Here is a 14593-nt window from a genome sequence, read left to right on the forward strand (position 1 = left end):
CTGGCGGGGATTTTTTGCACTGGACCTGGCTGGGCGCGCGGTTATGGACCGCTCAGCTGGGCTCTCGCGCCTTGCTGTTGTTACACGCATGGGCTAGACCGCGCGGCGACGACAAACCCGTACTGACGCGAGGAGGCCGAGATGGCCAAACCCAAGAAGACCCCCCGCCCCAGGGCCGAGACGCCCAAGGGGTTCCGTGACTATTTTGGTGCCGAGGTGACGCAGCGCACCGAGATGCTGCGTGCGATTGCGGGTGTCTATCATCATTACGGGTTCGAGGCGCTGGAATCTTCGGCGGTTGAAACAGTCGAAGCGCTGGGCAAGTTCTTGCCCGATGTGGATCGCCCGAACGAGGGTGTGTTTGCCTGGCAGGAGTTTGAAGAAAACGATCGCGGGGATTGGATGGCGCTGCGCTATGATCTGACCGCGCCTCTGGCCCGTGTCTATGCGCAGCACCGCAATGACCTGCCGACACCCTATCGCCGGTTTGCAATGGGGCCCGTGTGGCGCAATGAAAAGCCCGGCCCAGGGAGGTATCGCCAGTTCTATCAATGCGACGCCGACACCGTGGGCACCGCGTCGATGGCGGCAGATGCCGAAATCTGTGCGATGCTGAGCGACACGCTGGAAACCGTGGGCATTCCGCGCGGCGATTATCTGGTGCGCGTGAACAACCGCAAGGTTCTGAACGGCGTACTCGAGGCGATGGGTCTGGGCGACGATCAGGGCGCACGCGACAATGTGCTGCGCACCATCGACAAGTTCGACAAGGTGGGCGAGCAGGGCGTGCGCGAATTGCTGACCAAGGGACGTCTGGATGCCTCTGGCGCGTTCATCGACGGTGTTGGCCTCAGCGACGATCAAGCGGCCCCCGTGTTGGCGTTTCTGACATCCAAGGCGGCAGATGCGGCGGGCACCATTGCCAACCTGCGCGCGGCAATCGGGTCCAGCGACATCGGTGCCAAAGGCGTGGCCGAGCTGGAACAGATTGGTGAGCTGTTGGCCGCAGGCGGATATGGATCGGACCGGATCGAGATCGACCCGTCGGTCGTGCGTGGCCTGGGATATTACACTGGACCGGTCTATGAGGCCGAGCTGACCTTTGATATTCTGGATGAAAAGGGGCGCAAGCGTCAATTTGGATCCGTGTCTGGTGGCGGGCGCTATGACGATCTGGTCAAACGGTTCACCGGACAGGAAGTCCCCGCGACAGGGGTTTCCATCGGCGTAGACCGCCTGTTGGCGGCTTTGCGCGAAAAAGGCCGGATTGCTGCCCAACCCAAGGGGCCGGTGGTCGTCACCGTGATGGATCGCGACCGGATGGCGGATTATCAGGCCATGGTGTCCGAGCTGCGCAATGCAGGCATCCGCGCAGAGGTCTATCTGGGCAACCCCAAGAATTTTGGCAACCAGCTGAAATACGCGGACAAACGTAATTCGCCAGTGGCCGTGATCGAAGGCGGGGATGAAAAAGCCAACGGCATCATCCAGATCAAGGATCTGATCCTGGGCGCACAGATCGCGCAGAGCGCGACCCTGGAAGAGTGGAAAGAGCGCCCCAGCCAATTCGAAGTGCCGCGTGACCAGTTGGTCGCCAAGGTGCGCGAGATCCTGGAAGGGCAGGGATAATCATGCCAGATCGTTCCCAGATCGCCGCCCGCGCGGCACAGTTGCGCGTGCGGTTCGAAGCGGCCGGCGGGTTGGTGGTGGACCCGCCGCTGTTGCAACCCGCAGGTACCTTGTTGGACCTTTATGGCGAAGATATCCGTGCGCGCGCCTATGTGACCAGCGACGCATTGCGCGGCGAACAGATGTTGCGCCCCGATTTCACCGTGCCGGTGGTTCAGATGCATATGAGCGAAGGGGCCGAACCGGCGCGTTATACCTATTCGGGCGAAGTGTTCCGGCGTCAGGAACACGACCCCGATCGTGCCAACGAATATGTCCAAGTCGGATACGAGGTGTTTGACCGCGAAGATCCGGCTGCCGCCGATGCCGAAGTGTTTTCATTGTTTGCCTTGCAATTGCGTGGGGTGTCGCTGCGTGCTGCGACCGGGGACATCGGAATTCTGATGGCTGCTGTCGAAGGGCTGAACACCAGCGACAAGCGCAAATCCGCGCTGATGCGTCATATCTGGCGTCCGCGTCGTTTCCGGGCGCTGCTGGATCGGTATGCCGGGCGTGCGCCGATACCAGAGGGCCGCAAGGCGTTGTTGTCGACCAAAGGCGATCTGTTGCGGGGGGCCGTTGCAATCGGCAAGCGCAGCGCCGCCGAAATTGCCGAACGCATCGAGGTCTTGCGCGCTGACGCCGCCGCACCACCGATTGCCGAAAAGGAAATCCTGGCGCTTGAAGCCCTGATGGCGGTGCGGGAAACCGTGCCTTATGCCATCGAACAGATGCGTGATATTGCTGTTGATCTGCCCGCGATCATCCCGGCTTTGGACCGATTGGATGCGCGTACCGCCGCGATGAAAGCACGAGGTGTCGATGTGGACAATCTCGATTTCGAGGCCTCCTATGGGCGTACGTCGATGGAGTATTACGACGGTTTTGTCTTTGGGTTCTACGCGGAAACCCGCCCTGATCTGCCGTCGATTGCCAGCGGTGGTCGGTATGATGCGTTGACCTGGCATCTGGGGCAGGGGGCAGAAATTCCGGCCGTGGGCGGTGTGATCCGCCCGGATCTGATCCTTGAGATTGAGGAGTCCCGGATATGACCATCAAGCTGGGCGTGCCGTCCAAGGGGCGGCTGATGGAGAAGACTTTCGACTGGTTCGCCAAACGGGACATTTCCCTGTCACGGACGGGATCTGACCGTGAATATGCAGGACGTGTAGATGGTGTTGATGGGGTGGATCTGGTTCTGCTGAGCGCCGGCGAAATCCCGCGTGAACTGGCCGCAGGGCGTATCCACCTGGGCGTGACGGGCACCGATCTGGTTCAGGAAAAACTGCCACGCTGGGAACAGCAGGTCGAAGAGATTGCGGCATTGGGTTTTGGCCATGCGGATCTTATTCTGGCGGTGCCGCAGTTCTGGATCGACGTTGATGCACTGGATGATCTGGACGCAGCGGCCGCAGTTTTTCGCAAGACCCACGGGTTCCGTCTGAGGATTGCAACCAAATACCACCGCCTGGTGCGGGAATTCCTGAATGACGCAGGCGTGGCTGACTATCAGTTGGTCGATAGCCAGGGCGCAACCGAAGGCACAGTCAAGAACGAAACCGCTGAAATGGTCGCCGATATCACATCGACCGGTGAAACCCTGCGTGCCAATCACCTGAAGCTGTTGTCTGACGGGTTGGTTTTGAAATCACAGGCCACTTTGTGGCGCAGCCGTGTGGCGCGCTATGACAAGGATGACAAGCAGGCCTTGAACCAGTTGCTGGATCGGCTCGTCTGACCAAACGGTCCGCCCTGTTTGGTCAATGGCCACATCACTAAAGGCTCTCAGCCGGGGCGTGTCTCCGGCTGGGTTTCTTGTCTCGGCGCTCTGGTTTTGACGACTGTTCCAGGGAACATGTGAACCCGATAGGGGACGGATGAAAGCCCACTAGAAGAACCAACACCGCGGGACAGCCGATTTGGTGGTGCGGGCCTTGTTGGGGGGACTGTTGAACGTGGTGCCGCATCTGACGCGCTGCCATGCACGTATTGTCCCAAACCTTTGGGCAAAGCCTCTTGCATTGGGCGGAGCGACCAGTATCCATGATCCGGCCCGCATACCTCCTGTGCGGGCTCGAAGGACAGGACACTCACGATGACAAACCCCATGTTGCCCCGCGCCGGTGAAATGTTGCATCTGCGAGGGAATGCGCTTGAAAAAGGCGATCCCGTGGCTTTGCCACTGGTCCAAAGTTCGATGTATCACCTGCCGGGCACCTGGCAAGGTGAGCGGTCTTATGGGCGGGTCGACAACCCGACATGGGAACAGCTGGAACATGTGCTGTCGCATCTGGAACAGGCACCTTGTCTGAGCTTCCCTTCGGGGATGGCAGCGATTGCAGCGGCGTTGTTTGCCACGGTGCGGGCCGGGGCACGGTTGTTGATCCCGTCGGACGGATATTATGTCACCCGCCGCCTGTCGGATCGGTTTCTGGCCAATCTGGGGGTCGAGGTCGTAGAGCGACCGACGACCGCATTTGATCGTGGCGGGTTTGACGGGTTTGACGTGGTGTTTCTGGAAAGCCCGTCCAATCCGGGGCTCGACATGGTTGATCTGGCAGATGTGGCGAAACAGGTGCGGGCCGCAGGTGGGGTGACCATTGCTGACAATACCACGCTGACCCCGCTGGGGCAGAGACCGTTGGATCTGGGCATTGACGTCGTGGTGTCGTCGGATACCAAATCCATGGGCGGCCACTCGGATGCCCTGATGGGGCATGTGGCGACGCGGAACGAAAAAATCCTTGAGGCCGTGAAAGAGTGGCGCACGTTTTCGGGGTGTATTCCCGGCCCGCAGGAGGCCTGGTTGCTGCACCGGGGGATTGAAACGCTGGACGTCAGGTTCGACCGCATGTGCAGTTCAGCACAGATCATTGCTGAACGGTTGGTCGATCACCCAGAGGTGCAAAAGGTTCGCTATCCGGGGTTGCAGGGGGATCCGGCTCATATGTTGGCGGTGCAGCAGACACATCGGTTCGGGTTTCTGATATCGCTGACATTGGCAAGCGCGGAAAAGGCCGACAGCTTTATCAATTCCTGCCCGCTCTTGCGGCCGGCAACTTCCTTTGGCGGGGTTCACAGTTCGGCCGAGCGCCGCGCACGCTGGGGAGATGACGTGGCACCCGGGTTTGTACGCTTGTCTGTGGGATGCGAACCCGTAGAGGAGCTGTGGGCGGCGATGGACGCTGCGCTGGGATAGCGCCTGTGGTGTTTGCGACCCCCTCGGGTGCCCGGATCAGATGACCCCGATTTCGGCCAGCGCCCGGTTCAGCTCTGGGGGCAGGATGTCTTCGCTGTGTCGTCCCATGGGCAGGTCTGGCGGGCTGTCTTCGGGTTTGAGATAGCGCCAGCCCTGAAATGGACGTTTCTGAGCGGTCTGTGTGCGGTGCAATTCAGGATCCAGAATGATGGCACAGCGACGAATCCCGTCTTCGCCGATCACCTCATCCAGACGCAGCACCCGTTGACGGCATTGAACGACGCCTTTGATGACCCAATAGATCGACCCGCCGTTCAGGATTTCGGCTTCGCGCTTGGGCCACATCCGGGTGACATGGCGCGGCAACCCATCGGGCAGTTCTGCCCGACGCATCTCTTGCCAGTCAATCAGGGATTCGACGCTCTCCGAGCCAACGGACAGTTTGATCAGATTGATATGCTTATCCACAGGTCATCCCCAGAGTCGTCCCGAGCTTCATCATGATATTGTAGTTTACTGGTCGCGGGCTTCAAGGTATTGTGTGTGTCTCAGGAAAAAACCTCTCTAAACCGTGAATTCGGCGTTGAGGGTTTCTGGAATCCTGTAGTATCGAAGCCGCCAGCCTACCCAGGAAGGATTCGCCCCATGAGCCGCTTTGCCGCCCCGATCGCCGAACAGATTTGGGATATGAAATACCGTTTCAAAGGTGCCGATGGCACCCCAATCGATCAAACGGTCGAAGACAGCTGGCGGCGGATTGCCCGGGATCTGGCCAAGGTCGAAGACGATGCGGCGGTTTGGGAAGACAAATTCTATGGGGCGCTGGAGGATTTCAAATTCCTGCCAGCAGGCCGCATTACCGCAGGCGCAGGTACCGCGCGTCAGGTTACTTTGTTCAACTGTTTTGTCATGGGCACCGTGCCAGACAGCATGGGCGGTATCTTTGACATGCTCAAAGAGGCTGCGCTGACCATGCAGCAGGGGGGTGGTATCGGATATGATTTCTCGACCATTCGCCCGCGTGGTGCCGACGTAAAAGGCGTGGCGGCCGATGCCTCTGGCCCCTTGAGCTTTATGGATGTGTGGGACGCCATGTGCCGCACGATCATGTCCGCCGGTTCGCGCCGGGGTGCGATGATGGCGACCATGCGGTGTGACCATCCCGATATCGAACATTTCATCACCGCCAAATCCGATCCCGCCCGTTTGCGCATGTTCAACATGTCAGTGCTGGTAACCGATGCCTTTATGGAAGCGGTCAAGGCAGACGGGTCGTGGGAGCTGTCTTTTGGCGGCAAAGTCTACCACACGGTTCAGGCACGCGACCTGTGGAACAAGATCATGCAGGCGACGTTTGATTATGCCGAGCCGGGCGTGATTTTTATCGACCGGATCAACACCGCAAACAATCTGAGCTATTGCGAAACCATCGCGGCGACAAACCCCTGTGGTGAACAGCCGCTGCCGCCATATGGTGCCTGTCTGCTGGGGTCGATCAACATGGCGCGGTTGGTGTCGAACCCGTTCGAAACCGGTGCCGCTCTGGATGAGACAGCCATGCAGGAGCTGGTCGCTACGGCCGTGCGGATGATGGACAACGTTGTCGATGCATCCAAATTCCCGCTCGAGGCGCAGGCGCAGGAAGCGCACAACAAACGGCGGATCGGTCTCGGTGTCACCGGTCTGGCCGATGCGCTGCTGATGATGGGGCTGCGCTATGGTTCGGACGCGGCGGCGCGTCAGACCGAAAGCTGGTTGAAAGCCATCGCCCGCGCCGCATATCTGGCGTCGGTGGATTTGGCCAAGGAAAAAGGCGCGTTCCCGCTGTTCGACGCCGAGCCTTATCTGAATTCCGGGACGATGCAGGCAATGGACAGCGATGTGCGTGATGCAATCCGTGAAAACGGCATTCGCAATGCGCTGCTGACATCAATTGCACCGACCGGCACCATCAGCCTGTATGCGGGGAATGTCAGCTCGGGGATCGAGCCTGTGTTCGCCTATGCCTATACTCGCAAGGTTCTGCAGAAGGACGGTTCGCGCACCGAAGAGGAAGTGGTTGATTACGCCGTGCAGATGTGGCGTGATAAATTCGGTGACAAGGAATTGCCCGATTATTTCGTCAATGCCCAGACCCTGGCCCCGACGGCCCACGTCAAGATGCAGGCTGCAGCTCAGAAATGGATCGACAGCTCAATCTCGAAAACCATCAATTGCCCCGAAGACATCAGCTTTGATGACTTCAAGGACGTTTACATGCAGGCATGGGATCAGGGCTGCAAGGGCTGCACGACCTATCGTCCCAATGATGTGACCGGGTCGGTTTTGACCGTTTCGGAAAGTTCCGAGCAGGCACCGGGTGAAAGCGCCGGAGCCCCGCATGAAGTTGAAGGTGGCGATGTCATTTACATGTCCGAACCGCTGGACCGTCCGCAGTCGCTCGAAGGGCATACATATAAACTGAAATGGCCCGACAGCGAACACGCGATCTATCTGACCATCAACGATATTGTGATAAACAACCATCGCCGCCCGTTCGAGGTCTTCATCAACTCCAAGAACATGGAGCATTATGCCTGGACCCTGGCATTGACACGGATGATTTCGGCCGTGTTCCGGCGTGGCGGTGATGTGTCCTTTGTAGTGGAAGAGCTCAAGGCCGTATTTGATCCGCGCGGTGGGGCCTGGGTGCAGGGCAAATACATCCCGTCGATCTTGGCCGCCATCGGGGGCGTGATCGAAACCCATATGGTCAAAACTGGGTTCCTCGAAGGCGAAGGCATGGGGCTCAAAGCGGACCCTCAGGCGCAAGTCGTCAACCTGGACCAACCCCGCGGCAAAGCCTGTCCGAGCTGCGGCCAGTTCGACATGCAGATGGTAGAAGGCTGCATGACCTGTCGCAGCTGTGGTCACTCCAAGTGTGGCTAACGGAGCACCGGGACGCGTTTGTTTCAGGGTGCATAAAGAACCCATATGGGCGATTTCGTCGCCCATATGCCAAGTGATTGTCGCCCAAGTTTTCGTAACCTATTGAAATAAATCATTATAGTTAAATCTCGAAATCTGGCGCTTCGACTATATAATGCGGCTGTCGGTTTGCTGGCGGCTATTGACGCACTGCGTGAAATCCGGATCATGATGAGCATGGAATTGAACAAGCTCATACACGCCAACTACACCTGCTGACCAAGCAGCGACCTTCTCCCGAGCGGACAATTGCTCGGATCGTTTCCCATCAAATGGAATATTGTCATGACGAGAATGACGGATCCACCTCTCGGGAATCTCTTCAGTTGATGGCCTCCACATGCATCCATTTCAAAGGTCGAATACGGCGCTGACTTGAAGACGTCACGTTGGAGAGTGCGGGGCAACAGAGCTGTTGCTGAGACTGCTCAGACTTTGGTCATGGTCACTCTGTATCCAACCCATAAGAATTTTTGGAAAAGATGGTTTTGAGGCGCGAGATGTCTCACGAACTGGACGACAAGTTAAAGAAATTAGCCGCGTCTGCAAACTACTCACCCGCTGGCCTGAAAGACCTTTTTGAAGGCTGGGACATTGTGGATTTCATGATGGTCGAGGCAGCCATTCGTCAAGCGAGTGATCCAGCAGAATGGCAACAGTCATTGGATACTATCCCTCGTGACCGCCACGAGGATTGGATGCAAAGCTGGGAAAAACGCCTCCTTGGGGCCTGGGAAGTCTCAGGGTTTTCGGACATGAGAAGGGCTGCCACTGTACTTCGTCGATTGCTGCTCATGACCCAACAGTCGGAATTCGAGCTGATTAGGGAAGCGTTTCGGTTGCCCTTGGAGCTGCCTGAAGGAAGGGGGGTGCCAGATTACCTGATTGGTATGGATGACAAGACGGAGTTGTCTCGAACTGTCAGAAACAACATTGACAAGCCTGAGCGCCTGTTTGCCGTTCGTGACCTTGCCCGGTTCGATGACAAGGCGTCGGTCGCTGCTGAGGAGGTCAAATCTTGCTTCCCGAACGCAAGTCAGGTGATCGATGGGCTTTTGGCTGAGATGCTTCGAGGTTTCGAGTTCGGCAATGATACCATTAAACTTCGACCGACGATCATTCTGGGCGAACCAGGCATCGGCAAGACCACCGTCGTACGCATCCCTCGATATGCGGCCAAAGATCGTCTCGGTGGCTGGTCACACTGACTCTCAGGTGTTCGGGGTGTCGGCTGGTTGGTCGAGTGCGATGCCGAGTGTGATGACGAACGCCGTATTGAGACAGAAAATCCTTAACCCTGGCTTGGTGCTCGATGAAATTGACAAGGTACGTCCGAACCATAATGGGGATATCTATGCGGAACTGTTGCTTCTCAGCGAACCCTCGGATGCAAAGGCATACAGGGACAAGTTCCTGAGCGCTGCTACCGATTGCTCTCGAATGTCCTGGCTTTTCACTGCGAATGACCTGACAAGTATTCCGCCCCCGCTAAAAAACAGGTGCACCATCTACAAAATGGAACGACTCACTGATGATCAATTACCCGCAATCATCAGATCCATGCATTCCTCATATGCGATTGAACGCGCAGTGGACCCAAGATTGATCCCCTTATGCTTGGGAGATATCGAATTACTGGAGCGAGACTTCAGGGACTATCGGGACCTGCGCCGCCTTCGAGAGATGATCCGCATCTTAGTACACCTGCGCCAAAAAGAACTTCCGCATGCCTAGTGTTTAGGCCTTCGGCCGCATAGGTCCCAACGGCCGTAGATGGACTTTCTGCTGCTGGTCAAAGTGCCACATGTGGGAGTGTCAGGGTTAGTCACTCTGGCGACGATCTTAGCAAGCTTTGTCTGCTTTGCGCAGGAAGGGGGCTTTGCAAAGTGTAGGCCATTTGCCGACAGCGGCCGTTCATGTCGTGTGCGGTTAAAGCCGGTTGGGAGCCCCCAGAAACTTCACCGTTGCACCCCCTTGAGCAGGCGTCAAACCGTTGCCAAGCACCGCAAAATTGAAGAGCTCAAGCCTGAAAAACTTGCCGTCCGTCCATCCAGGTTTCAAGAACATTGATCGCCTTGATCTCATTTGGGTCAACGTCACGTGGATCCTGATCAAGGATTACCATATCCGCCAGTTTTCCGGGTTCCAAACTTCCAACTTCGTGATCAGAGAAAAGCTGCCAAGCGGCTTCCGAAGTCATGGCACGAATGGCAGTCTCCACTGAAATCGTCTCTTGAGGCGCAAGAATATAGTCTGGTTCTTTCCAGGTGCGCCGGGTCACTGCCATCTCGATCATATGCAAGGGGTCCGGATCAGTCACCATAAAGTCCGAGTGCAATGTGAAGCCAACACCTGCTTCGTCGACACTGCGGCAGCGGTCGAGAAGCTGTACTTTTTCTTCGCCAAAAACCTCGTCACGCATGGCGATGCCCCAGAAATGAACGTGGCCGATTAGGAAGCTTGCAGAGACACCGAGATCCTTCATCCGCGCGATCTGTTCATCATGAAGGATCGAACAGTGTTCGATCCGTGGGCGGACGCGGGACATGTCGATCCCTGCCTCTCGTAGCGCCTCGCAGGTGTCGAGGATATTGTCGATAGCGGCATCGCCATTGCCATGGATCGCCAAGTGCCAGCCCTTACTGGCCCTCTCAAGCGCGGCGGCGGTCAGTTCGTCGGGCTGCATATAGGCCAAGCCTCGATTGTCGCTGTCCAGATAGGGGTCGCGTTGCAGGCCGGTAAACCCTTGGTTGGAGCCATCGGCGACAAGCTTATAGCCTGCAATACGCGCAAGCGCATTTCCATCGCCTTGCATGACCTTGGCTTCGTCCCAAGCCTCAGCCCCGATAGTATAGAACGGATAAGCCCGAATGCGCGCGTTCATGCGCCCAGATTGTGCCGCGGCGGCCATGACCTGGGTGTCTGCAGGGGACTGTGCCAATGCACCAAGGCTGAGCTCAGAAACTGTTGTCAGGCCAAATTTCGCCCACTTGTCCAACAGCCCAAGCAGACCCTCAACCGGGTTCACCTCCGCCATCGCGGGGTAGTTTTCCGCGATCTTCAAAAACGCGACGTTGTTCTTCATCGTACCGGTCAGCTTGCCATCTGCGTCCCGCACGAACTCTCCCCCTGGGGGATCTTCGACATCATTGGTCACGCCAGAGACTTCAAAGGCCTTGGAATTGGCATAGGCCAAATGGCCAGAGGCGTTCAGGACAAAAATCGGGTGCTCGGTTGAAATTGGGTCAAGATCCGCGAAGGTCAGAGCGTCAGCCCCTTCCTGCACGGCAGGGTCAAAATTGCGGAACACCAGCCAGTCGCCAGCCGGTGTTTCTGCCACCCGCTGCGCAATATGATCGAGCACTTCAGCGACGGTGGAATAGCGGGCCATGCCAACGTATTCCATAATGGCATCCACCACCGAACCAGACACAACGTGAGTATGTGCGTCGATAAACCCTGGCAGCACTGTCTTGCCACCCAGATCGATTATGTTGGCATCTGCACCGGCCACGGCGCGGACCTCGCCATCACTCCCAACAGCCAAAATCCGGTTTCCACGCAAAGCAATCGCTTCGGCTTCCGAAAAATCGTCGTCTACCGTGAGGATATTGCCGTTGGTGAATACTGTGGTGGCCTGCGTAGATGTTGCGGACTGCGCTTGGCCCCCGTTTGGCAACAGCGTTGACAGCCCGGCAAAGGCCGCGCCAGATTTGAGAAAGTCCCGTCGGCCAAAGCGCGCCCAGTCGATCCCCCAGTTGCAAGACCATCCGTTCTCACTGGCGGCTTCTTCTTTCAGATTACGTACAGTGTTGTTAACGGAAAAGAGCAACCCAAATGTGCCACTGCAACACGGACAGCCATAGAGTTCATGTTTCATTATGTCTTCCCTCAAAAATCGCAAAAGAACACGGGCACAAAGTTGACCGCCGACATGACTAAAGCTGGCATATAGGAGACTTCAAATAAACTCCAAAAAATGGCAGTCTAAAGGTGAGGTCGACCATATTCCGTTTGGTAAATGTTTCCAGCGTCTACCCATTTTCGACGCGCGCGGTGAAGGTCCGCTTTCGCAAATCCGCATCTAGGGCCGTGTGTCCGTTTGGCTGGGCTTCTGTCATCTGGCGGCTGGGAACTGGTGCGGAATCGCTGCGACCCTGCTGCCGCACTGCCGCATGTCCGTTTCGAGCCCAGATGTATGTACCGGCTGCTGTTCGCAAGTGAGATATTGGCGTGGTTAGCGGTAGTCGCTGATATGTATCCGGCCTGTTTGTCGGCTCGCGGGCCGTGGCCATTTTGGGTTACGCACGCGCCTTGGTCTCATTACTGTCCAGACCGATGACGATCATTTGGGCTCTCAGACTCTGGGGGCGTATTGTCTCCGTTCCATGCTTTTCTCCTTCGCGAACTTCTTTGTGACTTCGAGCGTTTCAGATCGCGCCCTAAGTCTCATCTCTGTTGACCGCGTATGGCCTGCCGTAGCGCAGAACGCTCCAGGCAGTGCGCGCCAGTTTGTTGGCCAACGCGACAGCGGCCTTGTTGTGCGGCATCCGGCTCACAACTCCGCGCAACCACGGGCCAAGACCGATCGAATCCCAGCGGTGCGATCGCATGAGAATGACGTTTGCGGCCTGCACCAAAAGCATCCTTAGATACCCGTTGCCGCGCTTGCTGATCCGACCAAGGATTGTCCGCCCACCCGTGCTGAACTGACGCGGAACGAGACCGAGCCAAGCGGCAAAATCTCGGCCTCTGTCAAACACCTCGCCCATGACCAATTGCGGCCACGATAGCCGTTGAGATGAGTGGTCCGATCCCGGGAATGGTCATGACATTGGCGCAGTTTTCTTCTGTTTTGCTGATCTCCTCAATTTCTGACGAGATTGCTTTGATCCGTTCATCAACCCAGAGCCAGTCGCCATAAAGCCCAAGGAGCGTGCCGCGCATTCGCGAGGAGATTTCATCGCGCCGGTTCTCAAGGATCGCCTCAAAAGAACTCTGTAAAGCATGCCGTCCCGCCCGCACGGTGATGCCTTGCTCAATCAAAAACGCTCGGATCTGATTGATCGTGGCGGTGCGGCGTGCCACCAGCCTCGACCGAACTCGGTGCATTGCCTGCAGGTCCAACTGGTCCTGGCTTTTCTCAGTTACTGTTCGCAGGTTGGGTCGCATGGCGGCCTCTGCGATTGCTTCCGCATCGTTGTAATCGTTCTTCTGGCCTTTGTTGAATGGCTTCACGTAGATTGCTGGAATGATCCGGGGCTCAAACCTAAGTTTACGCAGCATACGACTGACAAAATGCGCGCTCATGCAGGCTTGCATGCCGACAACGCAGCGCGGCAATTCTTCAAAGACCGACTTCAGCGCCAACCGCTTAATCTTTTTGCGCAAAACGCGCTGACCTGCGTGGTCAAAGCCAACCAGATGGAACGTGTCTTTTCCGATGTCCACGCCAATGACAACGATCCCGTCGATGTCTTCTGGGTTCTTCGATTTCATAACTACTTCTCCTGTTTGCAGAAATAGGCAAAGCCTAACCTGCCGGGTGAAGCAGCCGGTACATCCCATTACTGTGAGATCGGTTTTCACGCTGCGCGCGCTCGCAGCGTGAGAAATTCTGTGTCCGTATAAATCTCTCCGCTACTGCGCGGCGGGAAAACCGGTCATTCAAGCGACCTACAGCGGAAAATAAACACCCAAGGGTCACCCAACCAGACTTGATTTACGGATTCCGGCCGCTTCGTTTAAAAAGTTCGCGAGGGACTCTCTGGTTCATGTAGGATAGTAGGCGTTGATCTCGAAAGCTCAGGTTTCTGAGCGATCGCGCATTGAGAGCCGCATATTGGCTCAGACTTTTGCCTACTCCTCCAGAATTTCTTCAAGGACTACCATAATGTCAGACGACAACGGCGACACGTCAAAAACCCATTACATTTGTCAAACCTATGTATAGGCCAAGGGGGCAAAGGGCGCACCAGCGGGTGCGAAAATTGACAAACAGTTCCAATATTCGACGGCAGAAGAAGCCGGAAACCGAGCGGAACGTGCGAGCCAATCGCCAGATTGCGCGGGTGCAGATGCCTATATGATCATCGTAGATCCAAGTTCTGGCGAGATAAGTGCGCCGACGTTTCTTGTCCGAATTGGAAATGTGCCCGAGTTTGACGACTTTTAAAGCGCCAATGCGAAGCAATCGGTAAGGCATGTCACCTAAACGCGGGCCCATGGGCCCAGAGCGTCAAAGAATGGCGGACTCCTGAATGCACGGGTACCACCTGATGAAGTGCAAAGCTGGGGAAGATGCTGACACAACCTTGTGCGCGGCTGGCAGATAAGACCTGAGCACTTGGCATAATCTCTAAATCTCCGCCGTCATACGAACTTGGCAAGCTCAGTTGTAATACCAATGTGAGCTTGCGTTTGCGTGCCACCGGGCCATCGCCAATGTCAGAATGCCAAGCAAAATGGCCGTTGTCAGAGGCGTTGTAACTTGCGACCTGCGGGCTTTCAGCAAACTCGCGCAGATCAAAATCAAATTGGTCGACATTGGACTTTCGGACAATCTCGATCAGGCGGTTCATGACCCAGTCCAGCCCGTCGACGTCATCCACCCAGACCAGCTTTGCGGTACGAAGAGTGTGGTCCTTAGTCTGGCCCACAAGCATCGCGTCCTTGGACCGGACCACGGTGATGGCCGCAATAATACGGTCACACTCGCCCGGGCTGAACGCCTCTGGCACGGAGTAGAGTACAGTCATG

9 protein-coding genes and 1 pseudogene are annotated in these 14593 nt (G+C 56.8%); 6 read left to right on the forward strand and 4 right to left on the reverse strand.

All coding sequences use genetic code 11. From position 1 onward, the window contains the following. Positions 1-141: 141 nt before the first annotated feature. The 4 genes from hisS (at position 142) to QEZ52_RS07345 (ending at position 4867) form a co-directional block, all read left to right on the forward strand. Positions 142-1629: a histidine--tRNA ligase gene (gene hisS / locus QEZ52_RS07330; RefSeq protein WP_406649007.1), complete on the forward strand. Its 1488-nt coding sequence runs from the start codon at positions 142-144 to the stop codon at positions 1627-1629. A gap of 2 nt (positions 1630-1631) precedes the next feature. Next, positions 1632-2720: an ATP phosphoribosyltransferase regulatory subunit gene (locus QEZ52_RS07335; protein WP_406649008.1), complete on the forward strand. Its 1089-nt coding sequence runs from the start codon at positions 1632-1634 to the stop codon at positions 2718-2720. Next, on the forward strand, positions 2717-3406 hold the full coding sequence (gene hisG / locus QEZ52_RS07340; protein ID WP_406649009.1) for an ATP phosphoribosyltransferase: 690 nt from the start codon (positions 2717-2719) through the stop codon (positions 3404-3406). Before QEZ52_RS07335 ends, hisG begins: the two co-directional genes overlap by 4 nt. A gap of 357 nt (positions 3407-3763) precedes the next feature. Then, positions 3764-4867, forward strand: coding sequence for a cystathionine gamma-lyase (locus QEZ52_RS07345; protein WP_406649012.1), 1104 nt, complete (start codon positions 3764-3766; stop codon positions 4865-4867). Between the two features lie 36 nt (positions 4868-4903). Here the strand turns inward: QEZ52_RS07345 and QEZ52_RS07350 are convergent, their stop codons facing one another. Next, the gene (locus QEZ52_RS07350) at positions 4904-5335 is read right to left on the reverse strand and encodes a DUF1489 family protein (RefSeq protein ID WP_406649013.1); all 432 of its coding nucleotides are present in this window, start codon (positions 5333-5335) and stop codon (positions 4904-4906) included. 177 nt (positions 5336-5512) lie between these two features. Between QEZ52_RS07350 and QEZ52_RS07355 the strand changes: the two genes are divergently transcribed. Together QEZ52_RS07355 and QEZ52_RS07360 are read left to right on the forward strand one after the other, a co-directional pair. Beyond that, positions 5513-7795, forward strand: a complete 2283-nt coding sequence (locus QEZ52_RS07355; RefSeq protein ID WP_406649017.1) for an adenosylcobalamin-dependent ribonucleoside-diphosphate reductase — start codon at positions 5513-5515, stop codon at positions 7793-7795. Between the two features lie 539 nt (positions 7796-8334). Further along, positions 8335-9042 carry a hypothetical protein gene (locus tag QEZ52_RS07360; RefSeq protein WP_406649019.1) on the forward strand — a complete coding sequence of 236 codons (708 nt, stop codon included), beginning with the start codon at positions 8335-8337 and terminating at the stop codon, positions 9040-9042. Between the two features lie 812 nt (positions 9043-9854). Here the strand turns inward: QEZ52_RS07360 and QEZ52_RS07365 are convergent. The 3 genes and pseudogenes from QEZ52_RS07365 to QEZ52_RS07375 all read right to left on the reverse strand — a co-directional run bounded on the left by QEZ52_RS07365 (position 9855) and on the right by QEZ52_RS07375 (position 14592). Continuing rightward, on the reverse strand, positions 9855-11714 hold the full coding sequence (locus QEZ52_RS07365) for an amidohydrolase (RefSeq protein WP_406649021.1): 1860 nt from the start codon (positions 11712-11714) through the stop codon (positions 9855-9857). A 562-nt stretch (positions 11715-12276) separates the two neighbouring features. Further along, positions 12277-13333: pseudogene (locus QEZ52_RS07370) on the reverse strand (IS110 family transposase). A gap of 707 nt (positions 13334-14040) precedes the next feature. Continuing rightward, on the reverse strand, positions 14041-14592 hold the full coding sequence (locus QEZ52_RS07375) for a 2OG-Fe(II) oxygenase (RefSeq protein WP_215193887.1): 552 nt from the start codon (positions 14590-14592) through the stop codon (positions 14041-14043). Position 14593: the final 1 nt, after the last annotated feature.

This window comes from Aliisedimentitalea scapharcae (assembly GCF_045277565.1).
GTDB classification, from domain to species: domain Bacteria; phylum Pseudomonadota; class Alphaproteobacteria; order Rhodobacterales; family Rhodobacteraceae; genus Aliisedimentitalea; species Aliisedimentitalea scapharcae.